At 54.0% G+C, this 25346-nt stretch carries 24 protein-coding genes; 2 read left to right on the top strand and 22 right to left on the bottom strand.

The window, feature by feature from the left end:
- Positions 1 to 226: 226 nt before the first annotated feature.
- The 13 genes from F4V72_RS21285 to yceD all read right to left on the bottom strand — a co-directional run bounded on the left by F4V72_RS21285 (position 227) and on the right by yceD (position 11151).
- On the bottom strand, positions 227 to 1024 hold the full coding sequence (locus F4V72_RS21285) for a metal-dependent hydrolase (protein ID WP_063390355.1): 798 nt from the start codon (positions 1022 to 1024) through the stop codon (positions 227 to 229).
- 10 nt (positions 1025 to 1034) lie between these two features.
- Positions 1035 to 2039, bottom strand: a complete 1005-nt coding sequence (holB, locus tag F4V72_RS21280; protein WP_023248237.1) for a DNA polymerase III subunit delta' — start codon at positions 2037 to 2039, stop codon at positions 1035 to 1037.
- Complete coding sequence (gene tmk / locus F4V72_RS21275) at positions 2036 to 2677, bottom strand: dTMP kinase (protein ID WP_000535399.1); 642 nt, start codon at positions 2675 to 2677, stop codon at positions 2036 to 2038. Before tmk ends, holB begins: the two co-directional genes overlap by 4 nt.
- A complete protein-coding gene (gene yceG, locus F4V72_RS21270) occupies positions 2667 to 3689 on the bottom strand; it encodes a cell division protein YceG (protein ID WP_053509517.1) in 1023 nt (340 codons plus the stop codon). Before yceG ends, tmk begins: the two co-directional genes overlap by 11 nt.
- 2 nt (positions 3690 to 3691) lie before the next feature.
- On the bottom strand, positions 3692 to 4501 hold the full coding sequence (gene pabC / locus F4V72_RS21265) for an aminodeoxychorismate lyase (RefSeq protein WP_053509519.1): 810 nt from the start codon (positions 4499 to 4501) through the stop codon (positions 3692 to 3694).
- Between the two features lie 123 nt (positions 4502 to 4624).
- A complete protein-coding gene (gene fabF / locus F4V72_RS21260; RefSeq protein ID WP_023248234.1) occupies positions 4625 to 5866 on the bottom strand; it encodes a beta-ketoacyl-ACP synthase II in 1242 nt (413 codons plus the stop codon).
- Positions 5867 to 5951: 85 nt separating this feature from the next.
- Positions 5952 to 6188, bottom strand: coding sequence for an acyl carrier protein (gene acpP, locus F4V72_RS21255; protein ID WP_000103754.1), 237 nt, complete (start codon positions 6186 to 6188; stop codon positions 5952 to 5954).
- A 277-nt stretch (positions 6189 to 6465) separates the two neighbouring features.
- Complete coding sequence (gene fabG, locus F4V72_RS21250; RefSeq protein WP_000007236.1) at positions 6466 to 7200, bottom strand: 3-oxoacyl-ACP reductase FabG; 735 nt, start codon at positions 7198 to 7200, stop codon at positions 6466 to 6468.
- 12 nt (positions 7201 to 7212) lie between these two features.
- Complete coding sequence (gene fabD, locus F4V72_RS21245) at positions 7213 to 8142, bottom strand: ACP S-malonyltransferase (RefSeq protein WP_053529971.1); 930 nt, start codon at positions 8140 to 8142, stop codon at positions 7213 to 7215.
- A 15-nt stretch (positions 8143 to 8157) separates the two neighbouring features.
- Entirely contained in the window at positions 8158 to 9111 is a 954-nt protein-coding gene (gene fabH / locus F4V72_RS21240) for a beta-ketoacyl-ACP synthase III (RefSeq protein ID WP_023248232.1), read from the bottom strand.
- A gap of 79 nt (positions 9112 to 9190) precedes the next feature.
- Complete coding sequence (plsX, locus tag F4V72_RS21235) at positions 9191 to 10270, bottom strand: phosphate acyltransferase PlsX (RefSeq protein ID WP_001518286.1); 1080 nt, start codon at positions 10268 to 10270, stop codon at positions 9191 to 9193.
- Positions 10271 to 10404: 134 nt separating this feature from the next.
- Entirely contained in the window at positions 10405 to 10578 is a 174-nt protein-coding gene (gene rpmF / locus F4V72_RS21230; protein WP_000290727.1) for a 50S ribosomal protein L32, read from the bottom strand.
- A gap of 51 nt (positions 10579 to 10629) precedes the next feature.
- Positions 10630 to 11151 carry a 23S rRNA accumulation protein YceD gene (gene yceD, locus F4V72_RS21225; RefSeq protein ID WP_023248231.1) on the bottom strand — a complete coding sequence of 174 codons (522 nt, stop codon included), beginning with the start codon at positions 11149 to 11151 and terminating at the stop codon, positions 10630 to 10632.
- A gap of 197 nt (positions 11152 to 11348) precedes the next feature.
- Between yceD and F4V72_RS21220 the strand changes: the two genes are divergently transcribed.
- Positions 11349 to 11933, top strand: coding sequence for a Maf family protein (locus F4V72_RS21220; protein ID WP_023248230.1), 585 nt, complete (start codon positions 11349 to 11351; stop codon positions 11931 to 11933).
- A gap of 108 nt (positions 11934 to 12041) precedes the next feature.
- On the opposite strand, the gene rluC is transcribed toward F4V72_RS21220, so the two are convergent.
- Positions 12042 to 12995, bottom strand: a complete 954-nt coding sequence (rluC, locus tag F4V72_RS21215) for a 23S rRNA pseudouridine(955/2504/2580) synthase RluC (protein ID WP_023248229.1) — start codon at positions 12993 to 12995, stop codon at positions 12042 to 12044.
- A gap of 573 nt (positions 12996 to 13568) precedes the next feature.
- Between rluC and rne the strand changes: the two genes are divergently transcribed.
- Positions 13569 to 16772 carry a ribonuclease E gene (rne, locus tag F4V72_RS21210; protein WP_070804105.1) on the top strand — a complete coding sequence of 1068 codons (3204 nt, stop codon included), beginning with the start codon at positions 13569 to 13571 and terminating at the stop codon, positions 16770 to 16772.
- 257 nt (positions 16773 to 17029) lie between these two features.
- On the opposite strand, the gene flgL is transcribed toward rne, so the two are convergent.
- The 8 genes from flgL to flgE form a co-directional block, all read right to left on the bottom strand.
- Complete coding sequence (gene flgL, locus F4V72_RS21205; RefSeq protein WP_023248227.1) at positions 17030 to 17983, bottom strand: flagellar hook-associated protein FlgL; 954 nt, start codon at positions 17981 to 17983, stop codon at positions 17030 to 17032.
- A 14-nt stretch (positions 17984 to 17997) separates the two neighbouring features.
- The gene (gene flgK, locus F4V72_RS21200) at positions 17998 to 19659 is read right to left on the bottom strand and encodes a flagellar hook-associated protein FlgK (RefSeq protein WP_023248226.1); all 1662 of its coding nucleotides are present in this window, start codon (positions 19657 to 19659) and stop codon (positions 17998 to 18000) included.
- Between the two features lie 64 nt (positions 19660 to 19723).
- Positions 19724 to 20674 carry a flagellar assembly peptidoglycan hydrolase FlgJ gene (flgJ, locus tag F4V72_RS21195; protein WP_053529975.1) on the bottom strand — a complete coding sequence of 317 codons (951 nt, stop codon included), beginning with the start codon at positions 20672 to 20674 and terminating at the stop codon, positions 19724 to 19726.
- Positions 20674 to 21771, bottom strand: a complete 1098-nt coding sequence (locus F4V72_RS21190) for a flagellar basal body P-ring protein FlgI (protein ID WP_023248224.1) — start codon at positions 21769 to 21771, stop codon at positions 20674 to 20676. Before F4V72_RS21190 ends, flgJ begins: the two co-directional genes overlap by 1 nt.
- A gap of 11 nt (positions 21772 to 21782) precedes the next feature.
- On the bottom strand, positions 21783 to 22481 hold the full coding sequence (flgH, locus tag F4V72_RS21185; RefSeq protein ID WP_023248223.1) for a flagellar basal body L-ring protein FlgH: 699 nt from the start codon (positions 22479 to 22481) through the stop codon (positions 21783 to 21785).
- Between the two features lie 56 nt (positions 22482 to 22537).
- Positions 22538 to 23320 carry a flagellar basal-body rod protein FlgG gene (gene flgG, locus F4V72_RS21180; RefSeq protein WP_000625851.1) on the bottom strand — a complete coding sequence of 261 codons (783 nt, stop codon included), beginning with the start codon at positions 23318 to 23320 and terminating at the stop codon, positions 22538 to 22540.
- A 13-nt stretch (positions 23321 to 23333) separates the two neighbouring features.
- On the bottom strand, positions 23334 to 24089 hold the full coding sequence (locus F4V72_RS21175; protein WP_023248222.1) for a flagellar basal body rod protein FlgF: 756 nt from the start codon (positions 24087 to 24089) through the stop codon (positions 23334 to 23336).
- A 20-nt stretch (positions 24090 to 24109) separates the two neighbouring features.
- Positions 24110 to 25324, bottom strand: coding sequence for a flagellar hook protein FlgE (gene flgE, locus F4V72_RS21170; protein WP_023248221.1), 1215 nt, complete (start codon positions 25322 to 25324; stop codon positions 24110 to 24112).
- Between the last annotated feature and the right edge of the window lie 22 nt (positions 25325 to 25346).

Raw genomic sequence — 25346 nt, 5'->3', positions numbered from 1 at the left:
GCCGTGGACAGGACATCTAAGTGCCCTTTTATTTATTACACAGAGTAAAATAAATACGTCTGATTTTGTTTGACGGCTATCACGTTTCAGCGCCAGATAGCCTAAAAAGTATCACATTCTGACAAAATAGGTTTCTGAATGTTTCTATAAGCTCGTTCACCGCCCATTTTGTGGCGGTGAACTTTACGCGTATTACTTATTAATTACGAGCTTTAAAAAAACTCGTTTAACGGATAGATGACAGGCGAGACGCGTCGATATGGAACAAGCGAGCAAAGTTATCGGTGGTGATCTGCGCCAGTTCTTCAACGGCAACCCCTTTCAATACCGCCATATATTCTGCGACGTCGCGTACCATCGCAGGCTGGTTCTCTTTACCGCGATGCGGCACCGGAGCCAGATAAGGAGAATCGGTCTCTACTAATAAACGATCCAGCGGCACATAACGCGCCGCATCACGCAGTTGTTCGGCATTACGGAACGTTACGATGCCGGAAAAAGAGATATAAAATCCCAGATCCAGCAATTTGCCGGCCGTTTCTCTGTCTTCTGTAAAACAGTGTAGTACGCCGCCGCAATCCGTCACCTTTTCTTCGCGCAGGATAGCCAGCGTATCGGCACGCGCGTCGCGAGTATGCACAATCACCGGTTTTTTCAATTCACGACCAATCTGGATATGATGAATAAAAGACGCCTGCTGGCGTACTTTGGTCTCAGGCGTGTAAAAGTAATCAAGCCCGGTCTCACCCATCGCCACCACATCGTCTTCTGCGGCAAGGAGGCGCAGCGCTTCTACGTCATACGCTTCATCCTGATTTAACGGATGCACGCCGCAGGAAAAAACCACGTTATCGCGCTTGCCCACCAGCTCGCGCATATGGCGATACCCCGGCAGCGTCGTCGCCACCGCTAAACAGAACTTCACATCGCGCACGGCGGCTTTCGCCAGCACATCGTCCACGTCCTTATGCAAAGATTGATAATCCAGGCCATCAAGATGGCAGTGTGAGTCGACTAAAAACATGATGTCTCTCTCAAAGATGAGGAACAGGCAACAGGGCGCCTGGTTGCAGGTAATGCTCGATGCGGAGAATGAGATCGGTTAATACCAGTTCGCGGTTTAATCCGGTCACATGAAGTAATTGTTCACGACAATGGCAAACATCGTTCAGGATTGCCTGAATACGCGCCGGGGATAGCAGCCCCGCCAGCGCGGCAACAACCGCGTCCGTATCAACATTGGCCAGATACGACGCGCCGTGCTGACGTTTAAGCGCGTCTACCAGCAGCGTAGCCAGCCAGTGCAGGCGCGCCGGGGCTTGCTCATGATTGAGCGCCGTTAATAACGCATACCAGTCGCCCGTATGCAAACTGTCCATTAACGCCTGACACAGCGCCTCACGCTGCGCCCAGCGTTCAGACTGCAACAGCGCCAGCGCGGCGCCGGGCGACCCCGCGCTCAGGCGCAACGCCGCGAGTAATGCTTCTTGTGACGATGTCACTTCTCGTGACAACCATGACATCGCATAAGATTCGGACGGCGGCGCCAGATGATGCAGCCGACAGCGGCTACGTAATGTCGCCAACAGACGAGCCGGCTCCGGGCTGGCAAGGAAAAACCAGGTTTGCTCCGGCGGCTCTTCCAGCGTTTTTAGCAACGCATTGGCGGCGGCGTCGGTTAATAACGCCGCATCCGCAATCCACACCACCTTCGCGCCGCCCAGACGGGAGTGCTCGTACAATTTCTCGCTAACCTCGCGTACCGCATCTACGCCGAGGCTGCTTTTTCCTTTATCCGGCGTCAGCGTGTAATAGTCCGGATGCGTGCCAGCCTGCATAAGCTGACAGCCACGGCAATGCCCACAGCTTTTGTGGCCCTCAGGCTGCTGGCATAACAGATAACGGCTCAGCGCATAGCTCAGCGCCTCGTCTCCCATGCCAGCTAAGGCTTGAATCAGTAGCGCATGGTGCCCACGCCCCGCCTGGTAACTTTCTACCAGTTTTTCATAGGCGGGCCGTAACCATGGATACCATTTCATGCCGCTTGCTCCTGCACCCACTTCGTCACCGTGGCGCGAATGTCGCGCATGACGGCATCCAGCGGCTGGGTCGCGTCAATCGTGCGGATACGCGAGTCTTGCGCCGCCAGTTCCAGATAGCGCGCGCGGGTCCGGTTAAAAAAATCAAAAGATTCCTGCTCAATGCGATCCAAATCGCCGCGCGCTCTGGCGCGTTTTAGCCCGACTTCCGGCGTGACATCCAGATACAGCGTCAGGTCAGGACGAAAATCGCCCAGCACGGCATCGCGTAGCGTCGCCAGCATGGTTTGATCGATGCCGCGCCCTCCTCCCTGATACGCCTGGGTCGAAAGATCGTGGCGATCGCCGATCACCCATACGCCTTGCGCCAGCGCGGGTTTGATTACCGTTTCGACGAGCTGTACGCGAGCAGCGTAAAACATCAGCACTTCCGCTTTATCGGTAATCACTTCGTCACCTACCGATCGGATATCCAGCACCAGACTTCTTAGTTTTTCGGCAAGCTGCGTACCGCCCGGTTCGCGGGTAAAAATCATATTGCGAATACCCAGTTGCTCAAGGGTCTCCACCACCACGTCGCGCGCAGTGGTTTTTCCGGCGCCTTCCAGGCCCTCGATGACGATATAATTACTGCCCATTTTTTTCCTTAAGCACTTTCAGGTACTCCTGCACTGACCGATTATGGCTGGCAAGATTGGTGTTAAACGTGTGGCCGCCTTTACCGTCGGCGACAAAATAGAGATACGGCGTTTTCGCCGGATGCGCCGCCGCTTGCAATGACGCTTCGCTGGGCGATGCAATCGGTCCTGGCGGCAGCCCGGTTATGGTATACGTGTTATAAGTCGTCGGCTTTTCCAGATCCGCACGCGACAATTTACCATTATAACTCGCCCCCATCCCGTAAATCACGGTGGGATCGGTCTGAAGGCGCATACCGATTCTCAGACGATTAATAAAAACCGATGCCACCTGATCGCGTTCTCCCGGGACAGCCGTCTCTTTTTCAATAATTGAGGCCATTGTCACCAGTTGGTTCTGATCTTTATAAGGCAGCCCCTCGGCCCGGCCTTTCCAGACAGTATCGACAGCCTTCACCATCTTTTGGTGCGCTCGCTTGAGAATAGCGACATCGCTGGTGTTGGCGGTGTACATCCAGGTATCGGGCCAGAACCATCCCTCCACCCATTCCGGGTGCGCAAGCTTTAATGCCTGAGCGACAGTGGCGTAATCATCATCCGGCAACGTATGGCGGATATACGGCGCTTCTCGTAACTGTTTGAGGTAGTCGCTAAGACGCATCCCTTCCACAAACCGCAACGGGAATTGCGCCTCTTTTCCGCTCTCCAGCAGCTCAAGCATCTCCCGTACGGTCATACCCGGCGTAAAACGGTAGGTTCCCGCTTTAAAGTGCGATAACTCAGGCTCAACACGCAGCAGCCACTGCAATACCCGAGGGCGATTAATGATTTTTTCATCATAAAGCTGGTCGCCAAGCGCCAGCCGTCCCGTTCCCGCCTTGAGCGTAAAGATAGTCTCGTCTTTAATAAGTAACGTGCTGTTCGCCAGATGGCGAACCTTCCACATCCCCACGCCTGCGGCAATACCCAGCACAACCAACAGCAGAAGGAAAACGCCTGACAATTTTTTCATAACTAATTCGGATGCTCACAAAATGGGGCTAAAAATTGAAACAGTGTTCGCGAAGAATACGACGCGCCGTCATAGGCGCGTATGGGAATAATCGGCATTAGCGCGTTGCAGATGATGACCTCATCCGCCTGCCTGACCGCCTCCTCTCTCGCCTGTACTTCGAGGATCTGGAAAGGGGACTGCGTCAGTTTGCGCAAACAAAATTGCCGCATAATACCGTTCACCCCTGCCTGATCCAGACGCGGCGTAGAAACAATGTCGCCTGTACGCCAGAACAAATTAGCCGCACAGCATTCCGTAACCCATCCCTCGCTGTCAAGAACCAGCGCCTCATCGGCGTCCGTCCGCTCAAGATGAGAGCGAATCAACACCTGTTCCAGGCGGTTCAGATGTTTTAATCCGGCAAGATAGGGGTTACGCCCAAGAGGGACAGGGCTAAGCGTAAGAGCAATGCCTTGCTTGCGCCACTGAGAATAATAAGCGGGATAAGCAGAAACGGAGAGGATCCGGGTAGCTGCCTGACAATTCATGGCGCTGTATCCCCTGCCACCGCTACCACGACTAATGATCACTTTCAACACGCCTGAATCATGCCCTACGGCCAACATCGTCATTTCTTGCCGCAGGGTCGCCCAATGGCTAAAAGAGATTCGTAATTTTTCACAGGCAACCTGCAAACGTTGGAGATGCGCTTCCAGATGACAAATGTTGCCGTCAACAATACGTGCGGTCGTAAAGCTGCCGTCGCCGAACTGCGTCGCCCGGTCGCTTACAGCAAGCTTATCCTGCTCATGGCCATTAATTAAAAACATAGTGGCTCCTTATCCGTAGCCTGCTAGTGTGGCAGGATGAATAACACAGAACAAGGGGTGACTTGCCTAATAAAAAAGGCCCGCTAAGCGGACCTTTTCAGTAATGTCTGCCTCTGGCATTACTTAGATCTTTTTAAAGATCAAGGAACCGTTAGTACCGCCAAAGCCAAAGGAGTTACACAGAGCGTACTCCAGTTTTCTTACCTGTCGCGCTTCGTGCGGCACGAAGTCCAAATCGCAACCTTCATCCGGGTTATCCAGGTTAATGGTCGGCGGAATGGCCCGATCGCGCAGCGCCAGAACAGAGAAAATAGACTCTACTGCGCCTGCGGCGCCCAACAGATGGCCGGTCATCGATTTGGTCGAACTCACCATCACTCGGCTTGCGGCATCGCCAAAGACCGACTTAACCGCCTGCGCCTCGGCTTTATCGCCCGCTGGCGTCGACGTGCCGTGCGCGTTGACGTAGCCAATCTGAGCAGGCTCAATAGCAGCATCACGTAACGCGTTAACCATCGCCAGCGCAGCGCCTGCGCCATCTTCCGGCGGCGACGTCATATGGTAAGCATCGCTGCTCATACCAAAGCCGACGATTTCGGCATAGATTTTCGCACCACGCGCTTTTGCATGTTCGTACTCTTCAAGCACCAACATACCGGCACCGTCGCCCAGTACAAAACCATCGCGCTCTTTATCCCACGGGCGGCTGGCCGCCTGTGGATTATCGTTGCGGGTAGAAAGTGCGCGCGCCGCGCCAAAACCGCCTACACCCAGCGGCGTACTGGCTTTTTCAGCGCCACCCGCCACCATCGCGTCCGCATCGCCATAGGCGATGATACGCGCGGCATGACCAATGTTATGCACGCCTGAAGTACAGGCAGTTGCAATAGAGATGCTTGGCCCACGCAGGCCATACATGATAGTCAGATGGCCTGCTACCATGTTAACAATCGTCGACGGGACGAAGAACGGGCTGATCTTACGCGGTCCGCCTTTTACCAGCGAACTGTGGTTTTCTTCAATCAGACCGAGACCACCGATGCCGGAGCCGATAGCGGCGCCAATACGGCTTGCGTTCTCTTCCGTCACTTCAAGGCCAGAATCCTGCATGGCCTGAACGCCAGCGACAATTCCATATTGAATGAAGGCATCCATCTTGCGCTGTTCTTTACGCGAGATAATGTCATCACAGTTAAAATCCTTTACTAAGCCAGCAAATTTCGTTGCATAGGCGCTAGTATCGAAATGGTCGATCAGGCTGATGCCACTCTGACCGGCAAGGAGAGCTTTCCAGGTAGACTCTACGGTATTGCCGACAGGAGACAACATGCCCAGTCCGGTCACAACTACACGACGCTTAGACACGGTTGTCCTCCAGGGAGGGAAAATGATTCTAGTGGGACAAAAAGATAAAACTCAGGCGGTCGAACGACCGCCTGGAGATGTTCACTTACGCCTGGTGGCCGTTGATGTAATCAATGGCAGCCTGAACGGTGGTGATTTTCTCAGCTTCTTCGTCCGGAATCTCAGTATCAAACTCTTCTTCCAGAGCCATTACCAGCTCAACGGTGTCAAGAGAATCTGCGCCCAGGTCTTCAACGAAAGAAGCATTGTTGGTAACTTCTTCCTGCTTAACGCCCAGCTGTTCGCCGATAATTTTCTTAACGCGTTCTTCGATAGTGCTCATACTCTTAAATTTCCTATCAAAACTCGCTTTCGCGATGGTTTTCGTAGTGTATAAAATGTTGAAAAATTTGCAACTAAATCCCGGCAGGTCTTACCACGATTTTACGTTATTTTGCGGCCATTCACCCTAATAACGCAAATATTTTTCTACACGTCTTTTTTCAGGCTGACTCATCGTTGGCTGCGTCCTCTTACTCCGGTCACATAGTAATCTATGCTCCCGGGCTTCTCGGTCTTGCCGCCTTGATTCAACCAGAATAATTTTGTGTATCCCGTGATTAAACCATATACATTCCGCCGTTGACGTGCAGAGTTTCACCAGTGATGTAACTCGCTTCATCAGAGGCTAAAAATGCAACCGCACTGGCGATTTCCTGAGCGCCGCCGAGGCGACCCGCAGGCACCTGCGCCAGGATACCCGCACGCTGATCGTCAGACAGCGCACGCGTCATGTCCGTTTCAATAAAACCCGGAGCCACAACATTGACAGTAATACCACGGGACGCAACTTCGCGCGCCAGTGATTTACTGAAACCGATCAGACCCGCTTTCGCCGCAGCGTAGTTTGCCTGACCTGCATTTCCCATGGTACCAACCACAGAACCAATAGTGATAATGCGACCACAACGCTTTTTCATCATAGCGCGCATTACCGCTTTTGACAGACGGAAAACGGATGATAAATTGGTTTCGATAATATCGTTCCACTCATCATCTTTCATTCGCATCAACAGATTATCACGAGTGATACCGGCATTATTAACCAGGATATCCACTTCACCAAATTCTGCGCGAATATTTTCCAGAACAGATTCAATAGATGCAGGATCGGTCACATTCAACATCAAACCTTTCCCGTTGGCACCTAAATAGTCGCTAATGTTCTTCGCACCATTTTCACTGGTTGCAGTCCCGATAACTTTCGCGCCGCGGGCAACGAGAGTCTCTGCAATTGCGCGGCCTATGCCACGACTTGCACCAGTCACCAGCGCAATCTTTCCTTCAAAGCTCATGGTTTTCCTCTTTTATTGCGTAAGTGCCGCAGACAGCGCCGCCGGCTCGTTCAGCGCCGACGCTGTCAGGGTGTCGACAATACGTTTCGTCAGACCAGTGAGGACTTTACCTGGACCCACTTCATAAAGATGTTCAACGCCCTGCGCCGCGATAAATTCCACGCTCTTCGTCCACTGTACCGGATTGTACAACTGGCGAACCAGCGCATCGCGGATAGCGGCAGCATCGGTTTCACATTTCACGTCAACGTTGTTCACTACCGACACCGTTGGCGCGCTAAAGGTAATTTTGGCTAATTCAACCGCCAGTTTCTCTGCCGCTGGTTTCATCAGAGCACAGTGCGACGGCACGCTCACCGGCAGCGGCAGCGCGCGTTTCGCGCCAGCGGCTTTACAAGCTATGCCCGCACGTTCTACCGCCTCTTTATGCCCGGCGATAACCACCTGCCCCGGCGAGTTAAAGTTAACCGGAGAAACAACCTGGCCTTCGGCAGCTTCTTCACAGGCTTTAGCAATAGAAGCATCATCCAGACCGATGATCGCAGACATGCCGCCGGTGCCTTCCGGAACCGCTTCCTGCATGAATTTACCACGCATTTCCACCAGCCGAACGGCATCAGCAAAATTGATGACGCCAGCACAAACCAGCGCGGAATATTCGCCCAGGCTGTGCCCTGCCATTAACGCAGGCATTTTACCGCCCTGCTGCTGCCAAACGCGCCAAAGCGCGACGGAAGCGGTCAATAACGCTGGTTGCGTCTGCCAGGTTTTATTCAGTTCTTCCGCCGGACCTTGCTGGGTGAGCGCCCACAGATCATATCCCAGAGCCGCAGAAGCTTCAGCAAACGTTTCTTCTACGATAGGGTAATTTGCTGCCATTTCGGCCAACATCCCTACGCTCTGAGAACCCTGACCGGGGAACACAAATGCAAATTGTGTCATGTTTAAATCCTTATACTAAAAACGAATCAGCGCGGAGCCCCAGGTGAATCCCCCCCCGAAGGCTTCAAGCAATACCAGTTGGCCAGCTTTAATTCGCCCGTCACGCACGGCTTCATCCAGTGCGCACGGGACAGAAGCCGCGGAGGTATTACCGTGTCTGTCCAGCGTGACGACAACATTGTCCATCGACATGCCGAGTTTTTTCGCTGTCGCGCTAATGATACGCAGGTTAGCCTGATGCGGCACCAGCCAATCGAGTTCTGAACGATCCAGGTTATTGGCCGCCAGCGTCTCATCGACAATATGCGCCAGCTCAGTGACAGCCACTTTAAAGACTTCATTGCCCGCCATCGTCAGGTAAATCGGGTTATTCGGATTTACGCGATCGGCATTCGGCAGGGTCAGTAATTCACCGTAACGGCCATCGGCATGAAGATGGGTGGAGATGATACCCGGTTCTTCAGAAGCGCTCAGTACGGCCGCGCCTGCGCCATCGCCGAAAATAATGATCGTACCACGATCGCCAGGATCGCAGGTGCGGGCTAATACATCGGAACCGACCACCAGCGCGTGTTTAACCGCGCCGGATTTAACGTACTGGTCGGCAATGCTTAACGCGTAGGTGAAACCTGCGCACGCTGCCGCGACATCAAACGCCGGGCAACCTTTAATACCGAGCATACTTTGAATCTGACATGCCGCGCTTGGAAATGCATGCGTTGCTGATGTAGTAGCCACCACAATCAAGCCAATTTGGTCTTTATCGATCCCCGCCATCTCAAGCGCGCGATTCGCAGCGGTAAAGCCCATCGTCGCGACAGTTTCATTTGGCGCGGCGATATGGCGTTCACGAATACCTGTACGAGTGACAATCCACTCGTCAGAGGTCTCAACCATTTTTTCCAGATCGGCGTTAGTCCGCACTTGTTCGGGCAGATAGCTGCCAGTACCAATAATCTTCGTATACATGTACGCTCAGTCACTTTTCGGTTATATACCGTTACCTGTAAACGTCTGGCACGCTGGCGGCGCCGGGAACACAGCGTTATTATCTGTGCGCCCGCAGGTTTACGCCTTTGCCATCGTCCAGCGGTTCAAATCCGGCTGGGTATACAGATTCCAGGCGAGCGGCAATTCGCTGAGGAACTTGTCGCTGCACCGCCTGCACTGCCTGTTCAATCGCGACTGCAAATGCTCGCTGATTGGCTGCACCATGACTTTTTATCACCGTGCCACGCAATCCTAACAGACAGGCGCCATTATACTGGTCGGGGTTGAGGTGACTGAATCGCCTCGTCAGGCTTTTTTGTAACCAACGTTTTAATAACAGCAGCCACCACGACCGTTTTTTCCCCTCGCCCTGTGATTTCAGCAGTGAAAGGAACATTCTGACAACACCTTCCATCGTTTTAAGTGTGACATTGCCTGTAAAGCCGTCACACACCAGTACATCGGTTTTTCCCGTCAGTAATTCATTCGCCTCAAGGTAGCCGATGTAGTTGATGGTTGGGACTGTTTTTAGCATTAAAGAGGCTTCGCGAATACTGTCGAGGCCTTTGGTTTCTTCTTCCCCGATATTGAGTAGCGCCACGCGGGGATTTTTGATCCCGACGACCTCTTCCGCCAAAACGGCGCCCATCACGGCAAACTGCACCAGCATGGTACTGTCGCAATCGACGTTGGCACCCAAATCAAGCACTACCGTTTTGCCCTTTTGCTGATGCGGTAATACCGTCACCAACGCCGGACGCTCAATCCCCTCAAGAGGCTTGAGCAATAATTTCGCCAGCCCCATCAGCGCCCCGGTATTACCGGCGCTAACGCAAGCTTCGGCTCGGCCTTCTTTCACAAGCTCCAGGGCCACACGCATGGATGTCCCGCGACTGGCGCGGATCGCCTGCGAAGGCCGGGCATCACTGGCAATAACTGACTGTGCAGGGATAATCTGCAGACGCGAACGTTGTTCAAAGTCAGCTTTGGCAAGTAATGGCGTGATAATATCGGGATTCCCGACTAAAAGAAGAGTGAGCTGCGAATTAGCGTTCAGTGCCTGCAATGCTGCAGGCACCGTCACGGAAGGGCCAAAATCGCCCCCCATGACATCTAACGCCAGGGTTAGACGTGTCAAGGTATCGTCGCTGCCTGGTTCGGTGTTTCTCCGCTTACGCGGAGAAATCCTCACTAAGCTTTATCACGCTTGTACTCTTCGGCTTTTACACCACAGGCGCACCTGTGATGCAAAAGGCATTGAGTATCGCGCGATTACTTAGCGATGACCTTACGGCCGCGGTAGTAACCGTCGGCAGTGATGTGGTGACGCAGGTGTTTTTCACCAGAAGTTTTGTCTACAGACAGGCTGGTGACTGCGGTCAGAGCGTCATGGGAACGACGCATGCCACGTTTGGAACGGGTTGGTTTATTCTGTTGTACGGCCATGGACCTTACTCCTCAATTACGGTTTATCCCTGCGTCCGCGGGGAAGACCTATTACTTACGCTTTAAGCTGGCTAATACGGCAAATGGGTTTGGCTTTTGCGCTTCATCAGGCAGTTCGCCAAAGACCATGTCCGCCTCGGACACTTCACAGTGTTCAGAATCATGCACCGGAACTACTGGCAAGGCGAGGATGATTTCATCTTCAACCATTGCAAGCAGATCGATTTCGCCGAATTCGTTTACCTCAATCGGCTCATACGCTTCCGGCAGTGCTTCAGCCTGCTCGTCGGAACGAACAGGGCTAAAACAATACGTTGTGTGAACCTGATGGGTAAACGGTTTCCCGCAACGCTGGCATTCGAGCGACACCGTAACTACCGCATCGCCGGTTAAAACGGCGAGACGCTGGTTATCGATAGCGAACGACATGGAGCATTCCACATCACTGTCCACACTGACTACGGATTCGACGACGCGCTCAACCTGATCGGGGGTATAGATACCCTGGTAATCAAGGCGTTTTTGAGCGGTACGAACCGGATCAAGAGTCAGGGGTAATTTTACCTTTTGCATAGGGCGCGCATATTAACTTCGTAACGTCATATAGTCAAAGAAAAAGGCAGCCTGCGGTTGCCTTTTGCCAATAATTCGCACACATTGCGGGTTATAGACTTATTTTCGCTCAAGACGAGTCAGTATGACCGGCTTGAAGACCGAAGAGCATAGTTTAAGATGGCTCTCATCATTACGCTATATCTGAGGGAAAAAATATGCCCCGCCTCATCCTTGCGTCTACCTCTCCCTGGCGTCGCGCGCTGCTGGAAAAACTGACTATTCCTTTCGAATGCGCCGCGCCGGACGTTGATGAAACCCCTATGCCGGGCGAAGCGCCGCGTCAGTTGGTGTTACGTCTGGCACAGGCTAAAGCGCAATCGCTCGCCGCGCGTTTCCCGAATCATTTGATTATTGGCTCCGATCAAATTTGCGTTCTGGACGGTGAAATTACCGGCAAACCGCTGACGGAAGAAAAAGCGCGTCAGCAATTAGCCAAAGCCAGCGGAAATATTGTGACGTTTTATACCGGACTGGCATTGTATAACTCCGCCTCCGGACACTTACAAACCGAAGTGGAGCCTTTTGACGTTCATTTTCGCCATTTAAGCGAAGTGGAAATAGACGACTATGTCCGCAAAGAGCATCCGCTGCACTGCGCGGGAAGTTTTAAAAGCGAAGGTTTAGGCATTGCATTATTTGAACGTTTAGAGGGCCGCGATCCGAATACGCTGATCGGATTGCCGCTTATTGCCCTGTGCCAGATGCTCAGACGGGAAGAGATGAACCCGCTTAACGCATAGTCGGAGAAGTTTGTAGCACTGTAGGCCTGATAAAGACACGCAAGCGTCACCATCAGGCACTTTCTTACCGGATAACGCTGTAAGCAGCTTATCCGGTCTACAAACGCGTCAGGCAGGCTTACGTAATACCTGTAAACACCGTTTAAGCTGGTCATCCATTGGCGCTTCAATGCGCAATACGTCGCCTGTCCCCGGATGGGTGAATTTCAGCGCGGCGGCATGAAGAAATAGACGCGATAATCCCGTACCCGCCAGTTGCTTATCAAATTCCCGATCGCCGTAGCGATCGTCGAACGCAATAGGATGACCGGCATATTGGGTATGCACGCGAATCTGATGCGTACGGCCCGTTACCGGGCTACAGCGCACCAGCGTGGCGAACGCATAGCGCTCTTCCACCTTAAAGCGGGTTTCTGACGGTTTGCCTTCCTGGCTCACGCGAACAATGCGCTCACCGCTTTGCAGAATGTTCTTTAATAACGGCGCCTGCACGCTTTTGACGTGCGATTGCCACTGACCGCGCACCAGCGCCAGATAATCTTTTTGCATTCCCTTCTCGCGCAGTTGCTCATGCAGCGAACGCAGCGCGGAGCGTTTTTTCGCCACCAACAGCACGCCGGAGGTATCGCGGTCGAGACGATGCACCAGTTCCAGGAATCGCGCTTCCGGACGCAACGCCCGTAACCCTTCGATGACGCCGAAACTTAACCCGCTCCCGCCGTGTACGGCGGTGCCGGAAGGCTTATTCAGCACCAGAATATGGTCGTCTTCATACAAAATGACGTCAGCCAACGCCGCCACTTTTTGTAAATGCGGCGACACGGCCTCTTCTTCGCGTTCAGCAACGCGAACCGGCGGAATGCGGACTTCATCGCCCGCTTCCAGCTTGTATTCCGGTTTGATGCGTTTTTTGTTCACCCGCACCTCGCCTTTACGCAAGATGCGATAAATCATACTTTTTGGTACCCCTTTCAGTTGGGTGCGCAAAAAGTTGTCAATGCGTTGCCCCGCTTCGTCAGCGGCGATGGCAACAATTTTTACGGATGGCGTTTCTGTTTTCATGGGGGGCGATTCTAAATAGCCTGCGAGATTCGCGCCACACATTTTTCTATGCTTATATTAACGTCTACGCCAGCGGATGAACATTTTTCACTGCGGTTTTGCTGGTTATTAAAGCGATCGGCTCGCGCTGGTGAAAAAACTGTGAGTAAGCGGGTGATAAATGGTAAAAGTCATCTTGCTATAACAAGGTTAGCAGTGGAATAATGATGCGGTTTCCGCACCGAAACTTGTTAAAACAAAAAGTTTAGCGGAATAACCCATTTTGTCTGACCGATCATCAACGCAGCAATGGCGTAAGACGTATTGATTTTTCAGACAGTTAGCGGGCTGCGGGTTGCAGTCCTTACCGGTAGATAGGATCTTCTCTGGAGAGTAATGCCCAGGCTGCTTCCCTGATAATTGCGCTGTGTTTCCGTATGAAATACAGGCAACCGACACTCTGCGCCTCTTTGAGCTGACGATAACCGTGAGGTTGGCGACGCGAAATAGTCACGAGGCCATCGGTTCATGCCCGGTAAGGCGTCACCATGCCCGCAGCTTAGTCGTCAACGTAAGAATAATGAGTAAGTTACGATGAAAAGAATGTTAATCAACGCGACTCAGCAGGAAGAGTTGCGCGTCGCCCTTGTAGATGGGCAGCGTCTGTACGATCTGGATATAGAAAGCCCCGGACACGAGCAGAAAAAAGCAAACATCTATAAAGGCAAAATTACCCGTATTGAACCGAGCCTGGAAGCGGCTTTTGTTGATTACGGCGCAGAACGTCACGGTTTCCTCCCGTTAAAAGAAATTGCCCGCGAATATTTCCCCGCTAACTACAGCGCTCATGGTCGCCCGAACATCAAAGATGTGTTACGTGAAGGCCAGGAAGTCATTGTTCAAATCGATAAAGAAGAACGCGGCAACAAAGGCGCGGCGTTAACCACCTTTATCAGTCTGGCGGGCAGCTACCTGGTTTTGATGCCGAATAACCCGCGCGCGGGTGGTATTTCCCGCCGCATTGAAGGTGACGATCGTACCGAGTTAAAAGAAGCGCTGGCCAGCCTGGAGCTCCCTGAAGGAATGGGGCTTATTGTGCGTACCGCGGGCGTGGGTAAATCCGCAGAAGCGTTGCAGTGGGATTTAAGCTTCCGCCTGAAACACTGGGAAGCCATTCAAAAAGCCGCTGAAAGTCGTCCTGCGCCGTTCCTGATCCATCAGGAAAGCAACGTCATCGTACGCGCGTTTCGCGATTATCTGCGTCAGGATATCGGTGAAATCCTGATCGACAACCCAAAAGTGATGGAAATGGCGCGTCAGCATATCGCCGCGTTGGGCCGCCCGGATTTTACCAGCAAAATTAAGCTGTACACCGGTGAAATCCCGTTGTTCAGCCATTACCAGATTGAATCGCAGATCGAATCGGCATTCCAGCGTGAAGTGCGCCTGCCGTCCGGCGGCTCCATCGTCATTGACAGCACCGAAGCGTTAACCGCCATCGATATCAACTCCGCTCGCGCAACTCGCGGCGGCGATATCGAAGAAACCGCGTTCAACACCAACCTCGAAGCGGCCGACGAGATTGCCCGCCAACTGCGTCTGCGCGACCTGGGCGGCCTGATCGTTATCGACTTTATCGATATGACGCCGGTACGTCACCAGCGCGCGGTAGAAAACCGCCTGCGTGAAGCGGTGCGTCAGGACCGGGCGCGTATTCAGATTAGTCATATTTCCCGCTTCGGCCTGCTGGAGATGTCTCGTCAGCGCCTGAGTCCGTCGCTGGGCGAATCCAGCCATCACGTGTGTCCGCGCTGTAGTGGTACCGGCACCGTGCGCGATAACGAATCTCTGTCGCTGTCTATTCTGCGCCTGATTGAAGAAGAAGCGCTGAAAGAGAATACGCAGGAAGTCCATGCCATTGTTCCGGTGCCGATCGCCTCTTATCTGCTTAACGAAAAGCGGACGGCAGTTAACGCTATTGAGACGCGTCAGGATGGCGTCCGCTGTGTCATCGTCCCGAACGATCAGATGGAAACGCCGCACTATTCCGTGCTGCGCGTACGCAAAGGGGAAGAAACGCCGACCCTGAGCTACATGCTGCCGAAACTGCACGAAGAAGCGATGGCGCTGCCTTCTGAAGAAGAGTACGCCGAGCGTAAACGCCCGGAACAGCCTGCGCTGGCGACGTTCGCTATGCCAGATGTGCCTCCGGCGCCGACGCCTGCCGAACCGGCGGTTAGCGTCGCCACGGCGAAAAAGGACAATGTTACCGCCGCGCAGCCTGCACAGCCGGGTCTGTTTAGCCGTTTCCTTAACGCACTGAAACAACTGTTCAGCGGTGATGAAGAGACGAAAACCGTCGAAAAAGCCGCGCCGAAAGCGGAAGAAAAACCGGAACGTCAGCAGGATCGTCGCAAGCCTCGGCAGAACAACCGTCGCGATCGCAACGAACGCCGTGACACCCGTGATAACCGTGCCGAGCGTGATGGCAGCGAGAGCCGCGACGATAATCGTCGTAACCGTCGCCAGGCACAGCAGCAAAATGCAGAAGCGCGCGATACCCGCCAGCAGGAAACGGCGGAAAAAGCGAAAACCGGCGATGAGCAGCAACAGACGCCGCGTCGCGAACGCAACCGCCGCCGCAATGATGACAAGCGCCAGGCGCAGCAGGAAGTAAAAGCGCTTAACCGCGAAGAGCAGCCTGTCCAGGAGACCGAACAGGAAGAGCGCGTTCAGCAGGTTCAGCCACGCCGTAAGCAGCGTCAGCTTAATCAGAAAGTCCGCTTTACCAACAGTGCGGCGGTTGAAACGGTTGACACGCCAGTCGTCGTCGACGAACCGCGCCCGGTTGAAAACGTTGAACAGCCCGTTTCAGCGCCGCGTACCGAACTGGCGAAAGTCGATTTACCGGTCGTTGCCGATATCGCAACGGAGCAGGACGATAGTGTAGAACCTCGCGATAATACTGGCATGCCGCGTCGCTCCCGCCGTTCTCCGCGCCACCTGCGCGTAAGCGGTCAGCGTCGTCGTCGCTATCGTGACGAACGCTATCCGACACAATCGCCGATGCCGTTAACCGTCGCCTGCGCGTCGCCGGAAATGGCATCCGGTAAAGTCTGGGTCCGCTACCCGATTGTTCGTCCTCAGGAAACGCAGGTTGAAGAGCAGCGTGAAGTGGAACTGGCGCTGCCACAAGCTGTCGTCCCTGAACAGCAGGTTATCGCTGCGACCGTGGCGTTCGAACCAGAAACGTCGGTACAGGCAGTAGAAAATGTTGCCGTTAAGCCGCAGATCGTCGCCGAACCACAGGCACCAGAAGCCGTCGACATCGAGACAACGCATCCGGAAGTGATTGCCGCGTCGGTTGATGAGCAGCCGCAACTGATTGCCGAAAGCGATACGCCGGTGGCGCAAGAGGTTATTGCTGACGCCGAACCAGCAGCAGAAACCGCCGACACGTCCATTACGGTTGCTGAAAACGTGGCTGAGGTTGTCGTTGTCGAGCCAGAAGAAGAGACAAAAGCGGAAGCGGCTGTTGTGGAGCACACGGCAGAAGAAACCGTTATCGCACCGGCCCAGGTAGAGGAAAAGACGCAGGATGTTGTCTGCGTTGACGATCATAACCACGCCAGTGCGCCAATGACGCGTGCGCCAGCGCCGGAATATGTGCCGGAAGCCCCGCACCATAGCGACTGGCATCGCCCTTCCTTCCACTTTGAAGGTAAAGGCGCCGCAGGCGGACACAGCGCCACGCGTCACGCCAGCGCTCCGGCGACACGTCCACAGCCGGTAGAATGAGGTAACCGCTGATACAAAGCCGACCACCAGGTCGGCTTTTTTATGCCCCTTGCAGGGCAGTGCATCAGGGCAACACATCCCCCCATGGCGTCTTTTAGTCACTCAAGGCGCTTACGAAATCGGACTGGATAATAAACCGTACGGATGGCGTCGCTACGGGCGCGACAGTATAACGACTAAAAAAATGCCCGCGCCGGGGTGGATGGCGCGGGCAGACAAAACATATCCAGTTTCGTGATATGTTTCAAAAAGAGATGTTACCGGTTCAACTGGAAAAGCGACATTCCCTGCATATCGGTAAACGTTTTATAGGAGGCCTGTAATGCCGCCTGTTGCATCACGTAGGAGGAGATGACCGAGTTCCAGTCCACATCCACCAGATTGCTCATCTGCAGCTTCTGCCCCAGCGCACGGTCACTTCCCAGGGCATCCAGCGTACTGAGTTCGCTCAGTTGCGTCCCCAGTTCCGCACGAACGGTCAGGACATTATTAAGCGAGTTTTTTAAGCCGCGATTCGTTTTATCAATGGCGGCGGCAGCCTTTTCTTTTTCCACATCATTGCCTTTCACCGGCGTTTTGAGCGCTGCAATCGCCGTATCAAGCATGACAAACAAATTCTTTTCAGAGTCCGTGCCATCAGGTTCCGGCACTGCATTGCTGGTAAGGCTATTAAAAATTTGCGCTCCCGTATGGCCAATCACCATCGTGCGTGCGGAATCCACCTGCTGGGTAACACTTTTCTCACCGCCATGGTAATTCCCCGTCGCCTGATCGAAAGGCGCCGCTTCCGTTTTATACCCGGCGAAGATATAGCGACCATTACCGTCAGTACTGTTTGCCAGGTTCATCAACTGATCGCGGATACCCTGTAAATCCGTCGCCAGCGAAGCGCGGTCATCGTCGCTTAACGTGCCGTTTCCGGCATAGACAATTTTTTCCTGTGCGGTTTGAATCGCCGTCGTCACCTGACTGAGTACGCTTTCTTCCAGCGAAACTTTTTGGGTGGCAAAAGTACGCGCCAGGGCGTACTGGCTATTCTGTGCCTGCGCCTGGGAGAGCACCACCGCCTGCGACGCGGCGATCGGATCGTCAGATGGATTGATAACGCGCTTACCGCTAGACATCTGCTCGCCCAACTTCATCCATTCGGACTGAGAGTTAGTGATGCCGCTCATATTTTGCTCATACATCATCTGGGTACTGATACGCATGTCATCCTTCTCCCTTAGCGAATGTTCAGTAACGCATCAAACAGCGCGTTCGCGGTCTGCAATACTTGCGCATTCGCCAGATAATACTGCTGATAACGCTGCAAATTGCCATACTCTTCGTCTAGATTAACGCCGGAAACCGACTGTTGCTGCTTATAAAGCTGTTTAACCACATTCGCCTGCGTGGTGCTGCTGGTTTTCAGCGTTGACGTTTTGTTACCCACATCGCTGACCAGCGTGGCGTAGGCATCGTTAAAGGTTTTGTTGCCGCCCACTACCTTGCTGTTTTGTAAGTCCAACAACGCCTGGCCATTGCGGTTATCGCTATCGCCGGTATCCACATCAGGATCGAGTTTTGACTCGGCAGCCATCGCAATCTCGGCTTCATTCGTCACTTTAACTTTCATGTCGACGATAGCATTACTGACCGGCTTCAGAAGGAAACTGTCGTTCTTCTGCGCGCCGGTGCCCACCGTCACTTTCAGACCGTCAATCTCCAGTTTTCCGTCAACATCTTTTGTCGCCGTGAAGGTGGTGTTATCCGCCAGGCGAGTAACCTTCCAGTCTGTACCGTCAAAAACAATCTGATAATCCGTCGCCTGAACCTTCGTGCTGTCGACCACCTCAGCGGTTAACGATACCGTTTTATCCGCATTATTACTGTTGCTATACACCACCGGCGAGCCAATGCCAAAGAAGTCTTTCCCTTTATTGCCGTCAGCGTCATAACCTTTGGTATGCTGGGCGTTGAATGCATCGGCAAACGCCAGCGCCAACTGGCCCAGTGTATTACGAGTCTGATCCAGATCCTGAGAGCGGAACGTCAGTAGCCCGCCGAGCGAGCCGGTATTCAGCAACTTTTCTGGAATTTCGATGTTACCTGCGGCCTCATCGACATAAGCGACAGTCGTTCGTGTCGGGTCGGCGCTGGAGGGTACTGCCGCCAACTGACGCGCCGTCGAACCCTGCACCAGCGTATAGCCATTGGCCATCGTCAGGTTATAGGTGCCGCCGTCCTGTACGCTCACCTCGACGCCAACAATCTTGTTAAGCTCGCTGACTAACTGGTCACGCTGATCGAGCAGGTCGTTCGGCGATGCGCCCGCGCCTACGCCCGTCAAACGGGAGATTTGATCGTTCAGGTTAGCTATCTGCTTAGCATAATTATTGATTTGCGCCACACTGGAACTAATCGCGATATTGACCTGTTTATCCTGATCGCGCAGATACTGATCGGTGGTTTTGAACTGGTTTACCAGCCCTTCCGCTTTACCAATCAACGCCTGACGCGCCGCAGGATCTTCCGCGTTACTGACTAACGTTTGCAGACTGGTAAAAAAGCTCTGCAACGAGCCAGACAGTGAGCTGGATTTATCGGCCAGCAAGTTGTCGATTTTCGACATTTGTGCATAGCGCGTGCTCAATCCACTACTCTGGTTTTGCGCGCCGCGTAGCTGATTGGTGATAAACGCATCATATTCACGCTGTACGCCGGAAACGTAAACGCCATTACCTATCCAGCCGCCAGACCCTAACGTACTGTTTGCCTGCGCCAGAATAGTTGTCTGCCGGGTATAACCCGCAACGTTATAATTGTTGATGTTATTACTGACCGTACTTAACGCGGCCTGCGCGGCGTTAAGCCCGCTCATGGCGTGATTAATCAAGCTGGACATGATGGTTCCTTTTAATCCTTCAATACTCGTTGTTATCGGCAGCTACTGTGTGGACTTGAGCAATTTAAAAGAGATTATCGATATTCGCGCTGTAGGTTTTGCTGACCTTTTCGCTCATCGCTTTTAACTGCTGAATCATGCTGGTTAATTTACGCGCGTAATTCGGGTCGGTAGCGTATCCGGCGTTTTGCAAGGCCACGGCACCCTGCTCCGCCGTGGCGGCGGTGGTCACAGCGGCGTAGCGTGGATTACGTGTTAACAGCGCGACATAATCCGATAACGCCTCCAGATACGAGCTATAAACGCGGAATTTCGCTTTCACTTTTTTCGCTTCGCCGTTTTCGTATTCGGTGGTGGTGATTTCCGTCACCGGTCCTTTCCAACTGGCGGTAGCTTTCACGCCAAACACGTTATAACTGGGTTCGCCGTCCTCCCGCAGGATTTGCCGCTGCCCCCAGCCGGACTCCAGCGCCGCCTGCGCCAGAATCAGATGATGCGGCACCCCGCTTTGTTCGCTGGCCAGCCGCGCCGGGAGCGAAAGCCGGGCCAGAAAGTCTTTACTGTCACCGGAGAGCGGTTCGTCGCTGCTGTCCGGCGTTTTCGGCATCGCCTTGCGCACCAGTTGGGTCAGTGCCTGATTTTGATAGCTGTTTACCGTTTCCAGTGAGAATTTAAGCGGTACTTGCGGGGCGTCATCCGCAGGCATCGTTTGCCCGCTGGTCATCTGTTTAACCATCATATCCGCCAGCCCCAGTCCCTTGCCGGCGGTCATCTGCTGGGCGATCTGCTGGTCATACATGCTGGTATACAGACGCGTCTGATCGCTGCTGAATAAGCCATCTTTGGGTAAAGCCTCGCGCATACTTTTCAGCATCATCTGAACAAACATCCCTTCCACCTGACGGGCCACCGGACGGATATTCGCCGCCGGGTCCTGGCCCGCTTTCGCTTTGAGTTCGTTCAGAGATTGCGCATCCCAGGCCGCGCTGGCCAACAATTTACCGTCACCAATCATTAGATAATTTCCAATTTGGCGCGTAGACAGCCCGCGCTCTGCATGGACTGCAAAATCGACATCAGATCTATCGGCGTCGCGCCAAGCGCATTTAGCGCGCGCACTACGTTGTTCAAATTGGCGCTGGAACGAATGCTTTGTAACGATCCGCCGCTCTGGCGCAAATCTATTTGAGTCTGTGGCGTCACCACGGTCTGGCCGCCGCCAAATGGCGTATTAGGCTGGTTAACGTTGAGCTGGCGGTTGACCGTCACTGACAAATTGCCCTGCGCCACGGCGCAGCTATCCAGCGTGACTTCCCGATTCATGACCACCGAACCAGTACGCGAGTTGATCACGACTTTTGCATCCTGCGGCGTCACGTTAACTTCCATATTTTGAATGTCCGCCAGAAAACGCACCTGCGAGCTATTGCCGCTGGGTACGCGTACCTGTACCGTTCGCGCATCAAGCGCAGTGGCGCTGCCGTAACCGCGGGCGCGATTGATAGCGTCGGTAATTTGCTGCGCCATCGTAAAATCTTCGTCGTTCAATTGCAGATTAATGGTGTTGCCAGCGCCGAACTGACTCGGCAGCTCGCGTTCGATAATCGCGCCGTTAGTGATGCGCCCGCCGTTAAGCTGGTTAACCTGCACGCTACTGCCGCCTGCGGAAGCGCCCGCGCCGCCGACCAGAATATTCCCCTGCGCCAGGGCATACACCTGGCTGTCCACTCCTTTTAATGGCGTCATTAATAATGTCCCGCCGCGCAGACTTTTAGCGTTCCCCATTGAGGAAACAACGACATCAATCGTTTGTCCCTGTCGCGCAAAAGGCGGATACGACGCCGTCACCATCACCGCCGCCACGTTTTTTAACTGCATGTTGGTGCCGGTAGGGACCGTAATCCCCAGTTGTGACAACATGTTATTGAGCGTCTGGGTGGTAAATGGCGTCTGAGTCGTCTGGTCGCCCGTACCGTCCAGCCCGACCACCAGCCCGTAGCCAATCAGCGAGTTTTCCCGCACGCCCTGGACACTGGTCAGATCCCGGATACGCTCGGCGTGCGCCAGAGTGGTAACCAGTGCCAGAACGATTCCTGCAAGAGCTTTAAACACATACACCTCGCTTACATCGGCGACAAATTAAGGAAGAAACGTTGCAGCCAGCCCATATTTTGCGCTTCGTTAATATAGCCGTTACCGACATATTCAATCCGCGCATCCGCTACCTGTGTCGAGGGTACGGAGTTGCTGCCGCTGATGGTGCGTGGATTTACCACGCCGGAGAAGCGGATGAATTCCGTTCCCTGATTAATCGCGATCTGTTTTTCACCCACGACGTGTAAATTGCCATTAACAAGAACCTGATCGACGGTCACGGTCAGCGTGCCGCTAAAGGTATTGCTGGCATTCGCGCCGCCTTTACCGTTAAAAGAGTTGCCGCCTGAGGCCTCCATATCTGCGCGGGAATTACCGAATAATCCCTGCAGATAACGCGGTACCGTATCAAAACCAAAGCTGGTTTTGCCGTCGCGGCTGGCATTTGCCGACGAACTTTTACTGGCGCTGACGTTTTCCTGTAACACAATCGTGAGCGTATCGCCGATATTACGCGGTCGACGATCTTCAAAAAGCGGCTGATAGCCATAATTAATCGGCTGCGCAGACTGAAATATAGAGCCATTCGCCACTGGCACCGGGCCCGGAATCGGCTGCGCCGTGGTCGCCCCCTGCACGAGCGGCCTGGAGGGTATCCAGGCGCATCCTGTCAGCGTCGCGACCACCAGGGCCATTAATGGGTAAGCGTGAAGCGCGTATTTTTGCATTACCTTCATCTTCAAAATCAGGGAGCCGGTGGCGTCTTCACCCCACCGGCGACCCCTTAGAGTTGCGTCAGTTTCTGCAGCATCTGATCGGTCGTCGATACTGCTTTACTGTTAATTTCATAGGCGCGTTGAACCTGAATCATGTTCACCAGCTCTTCCGCCACGTTAACGTTCGACGTTTCGACATACCCTTGATACAACAGCCCCGCGCCGTTGAGCCCCGGCGTACTTTCGTTCGGCGCGCCGGACGATTGCGTTTCGATATAGAGATTCTCGCCGATGCTTTCCAGCCCGGTGTCGTTCATAAAGGTAGTCAGATTAAGCTGCCCGACCTGAACCGGCGCGGCCTGCCCCTGCTGGGTCACGCTTACCACGCCGTCGCGGCCAATCGTGATGCTTAACGCGTTGGCCGGAATGGTAATTGCCGGCTGCACCTGAAAACCGCCCGCCGTCACCAGTTGGCCGTTCTGGTCCACCTGGAAGGAACCATCGCGAGTATAGGCTGACGTACCGTCCGGCAGCATGACCTGGAAAAAGCCCTGCCCTTTAATCGCCACATCTTTACTGTTGTTGGTCTGCGACAGGTTACCCTGGCTGTGCAGACGCTCCGTGGCGACCGGACGCACGCCGGTACCGATTTGCAGCCCGGAAGGCAGCGTCGTCTGCTCGGACGACTGCGCGCCCGGCTGGCGGATGGTCTGGTACAACAGATCTTCAAATACCGCGCGCTGACGCTTAAAACCATTGGTACTGACGTTTGCCAGGTTATTGGCAATCACATCCATATTGGTTTGCTGCGCGTCCAGGCCGGTTTTGGCGATCCATAATGAACTGATCATAAAATGTCCTGTATTAACTCATCGACAGCAGTTGGTTAGCTCGCCCTTCGTTTTCATCAACGCTGGTGATAACCTTCATCTGCATTTCAAAACGACGTGCGTTGGCGATCATGTCGGTCATGGCTTCAACTGGCTTAACGTTACTGCCCTCCAGTACGCCCGACATAATGCGAATAGATGGATCGGCGGCCAGTACCGCCCCGCGTTCGGCCTGTGCGTCGGCGGTAAGGCGGAATAAACCATCATCGCTCCGCTGTACCTCATTGCCCTCCGCTTTGACCAGCTTCAGTCGCCCAACGGGCGCCACCGTGTTCGGCGGGTCGCCGGGGTTGAGCGCAGAGATCGTGCCGTCTGCCGCAATGGTGATTTCCGACCCTTCAGGAACGGTAATCGGGCCGCCTTCTCCGATAACCGGATGTCCCTGAATGGTTAACTGTCCAGTCGGGCCCACCTGGATATTCCCGTTACGGGTATATCCTTCAGCACCGTCCGCCGCTTGCACTACCAGCCAGCCGTCCTGCTGTAGTGCGACATCCAGCGGGCGAGAGGTGTAGTCCAACTGGCCTGGGGTCATATCCGCCCCCGGTGTCGACGCCGTAACCAATGTGCGCGTCGCTAAAGAGAGGCCATCAACGGGCACCGCGCGTAGCGCATTGAGCTGCGCGCGAAAACCCGGCGTTGAGGCGTTAGCCAGGTTGCTGGCCGTTACCGCCTGCTGGTTAAGCGTCTGACTGGCCGCCCCCATGGCGGTATAAATTGCGTGATCCATTAAGCTATCCCGTCAGGCGCTTAGCGCAGGTTAACCAGAGTATTGAGGATCTGGTCCTGGGTTTTAATGGTCTGCGCATTCGACTGGTAGTTACGCTGCGCGACGATCATATTCACCAGCTCTTTACTCAAATCCACGTTAGAGGCTTCCAGCGCGCCATTCGTCAGCTTACCGAAGTTGCCGGAACCGGCGGTTCCCAACAGCGCTACCCCGGAAGCCTGCGTCGCCGCCCAGACGTTATCGCCCTGGGATGCCAGACCTTCGTTGTTGGCGAAGTTAGCCAGCACAATCTGCCCCAGCACCTGTTCCTGCTCGTTGGAGTAGTTCCCTACCACGGTGCCGTCGTTGTTAATCTGGTAGCTCACCAGATCGCCAGGCTTATAGCCGTTCTGATTAGTGGCGACGATGTTGTTAGCCCCGGTGTTCTGCTGCATGGAGTTAAGGAAGCTGAGGGAGAATGTGGCCGCCGTCGCGCCATTAATCGTACCGGTAGTGATGTTAACCGTACCGCCGGATTGCAGGATCCCGTTTTCATTAAACACCAGCGTTGTAGAAGCCGCCGTTGGCACGGCGGCTGTCGGATCGCTGCTGTCATGGGTGTACACAGCCCATTCATTATTTTTAGTAGAGCTTTTAACGAAATAGACGTTCATGTCATGAGCGTTACCCTGGCTGTCGTAAACAGTAACGGTCCCTTTCTTGTTATACGAATCGGCATCCGCAGGATTAAAGGCTTTCGTCGGCGCAGGATCCGTCGAGTTCAGGTTGATCTGCATTGATGCAGTCGTTGTCGATTTCGCCGCCATCAGCGTGTTCGGAATGGTGATCGGCGCGGGATTCGCCCCCTGCTGAATAGTCGGCGGCGTACCGGTGGCCGGATAGCCGGTCAACTGCATCCCCTGCATATTGACCAGATTACGGTTCTCGTCCAGTTTGAACTGGCCGTTGCGGCTATAGAAAACGGAACCATTGCTGTCCACCAGGCGGAAAAAACCGTTCTGGCTAATCGCGACGTCCAGCCCGCGACCGGTGTTCGTTGTCGTACCGTCGGTAAAATCCTGGGTAATCCCCGCTACTTTTACGCCCAGCCCCACTTTTGAACCAGCGAACATATCGGCAAACGATGCCGTACCGGATTTAAAGCCATAGGTGGCGGAGTTGGCGATGTTATTACCGATAACATCAAGGTTGGTGGCCGCGGCGTTCAGGCCGCTAACCGCTTGAGAAAAAGACATGACTGACTCCTGATAAGTGTAA

It is taken from the genome of Salmonella enterica subsp. diarizonae (assembly GCF_008692785.1).
GTDB classification, from domain to species: Bacteria; Pseudomonadota; Gammaproteobacteria; order Enterobacterales; family Enterobacteriaceae; genus Salmonella; species Salmonella diarizonae.
This window is presented reverse-complemented; position numbering and strand designations above follow the sequence as displayed.

Bases quoted from the DNA above. Each gene is read 5' to 3' on its own strand.
- flgJ (WP_053529975.1), bottom strand. From the start codon at position 20,674: ATGATTGGTGACGGTAAATTGTTGGCCAGCGCGGCCTGGGATGCGCAA.
- flgK (WP_023248226.1), bottom strand. From the start codon at position 19,659: ATGTCCAGCTTGATTAATCACGCCATGAGCGGGCTTAACGCCGCGCAG.
- fabD (WP_053529971.1), bottom strand. From the start codon at position 8,142: ATGACACAATTTGCATTTGTGTTCCCCGGTCAGGGTTCTCAGAGCGTA.
- flgL (WP_023248227.1), bottom strand. From the start codon at position 17,983: ATGCGTATCAGTACCCAGATGATGTATGAGCAAAATATGAGCGGCATC.
- F4V72_RS21220 (WP_023248230.1), top strand. From the start codon at position 11,349: ATGCCCCGCCTCATCCTTGCGTCTACCTCTCCCTGGCGTCGCGCGCTG.
- fabG (WP_000007236.1), bottom strand. From the start codon at position 7,200: ATGAGCTTTGAAGGAAAGATTGCGCTGGTGACTGGTGCAAGTCGTGGC.
- F4V72_RS21175 (WP_023248222.1), bottom strand. From the start codon at position 24,089: ATGGATCACGCAATTTATACCGCCATGGGGGCGGCCAGTCAGACGCTT.
- rpmF (WP_000290727.1), bottom strand. From the start codon at position 10,578: ATGGCCGTACAACAGAATAAACCAACCCGTTCCAAACGTGGCATGCGT.
- holB (WP_023248237.1), bottom strand. From the start codon at position 2,039: ATGAAATGGTATCCATGGTTACGGCCCGCCTATGAAAAACTGGTAGAA.
- acpP (WP_000103754.1), bottom strand. From the start codon at position 6,188: ATGAGCACTATCGAAGAACGCGTTAAGAAAATTATCGGCGAACAGCTG.
- flgG (WP_000625851.1), bottom strand. From the start codon at position 23,320: ATGATCAGTTCATTATGGATCGCCAAAACCGGCCTGGACGCGCAGCAA.
- rluC (WP_023248229.1), bottom strand. From the start codon at position 12,995: ATGAAAACAGAAACGCCATCCGTAAAAATTGTTGCCATCGCCGCTGAC.
- tmk (WP_000535399.1), bottom strand. From the start codon at position 2,677: ATGGGCAGTAATTATATCGTCATCGAGGGCCTGGAAGGCGCCGGAAAA.
- flgH (WP_023248223.1), bottom strand. From the start codon at position 22,481: ATGCAAAAATACGCGCTTCACGCTTACCCATTAATGGCCCTGGTGGTC.
- flgE (WP_023248221.1), bottom strand. From the start codon at position 25,324: ATGTCTTTTTCTCAAGCGGTTAGCGGCCTGAACGCCGCGGCCACCAAC.
- F4V72_RS21285 (WP_063390355.1), bottom strand. From the start codon at position 1,024: ATGTTTTTAGTCGACTCACACTGCCATCTTGATGGCCTGGATTATCAA.
- yceD (WP_023248231.1), bottom strand. From the start codon at position 11,151: ATGCAAAAGGTAAAATTACCCCTGACTCTTGATCCGGTTCGTACCGCT.
- rne (WP_070804105.1), top strand. From the start codon at position 13,569: ATGAAAAGAATGTTAATCAACGCGACTCAGCAGGAAGAGTTGCGCGTC.
- fabH (WP_023248232.1), bottom strand. From the start codon at position 9,111: ATGTATACGAAGATTATTGGTACTGGCAGCTATCTGCCCGAACAAGTG.
- yceG (WP_053509517.1), bottom strand. From the start codon at position 3,689: ATGAAAAAATTGTCAGGCGTTTTCCTTCTGCTGTTGGTTGTGCTGGGT.
- pabC (WP_053509519.1), bottom strand. From the start codon at position 4,501: ATGTTTTTAATTAATGGCCATGAGCAGGATAAGCTTGCTGTAAGCGAC.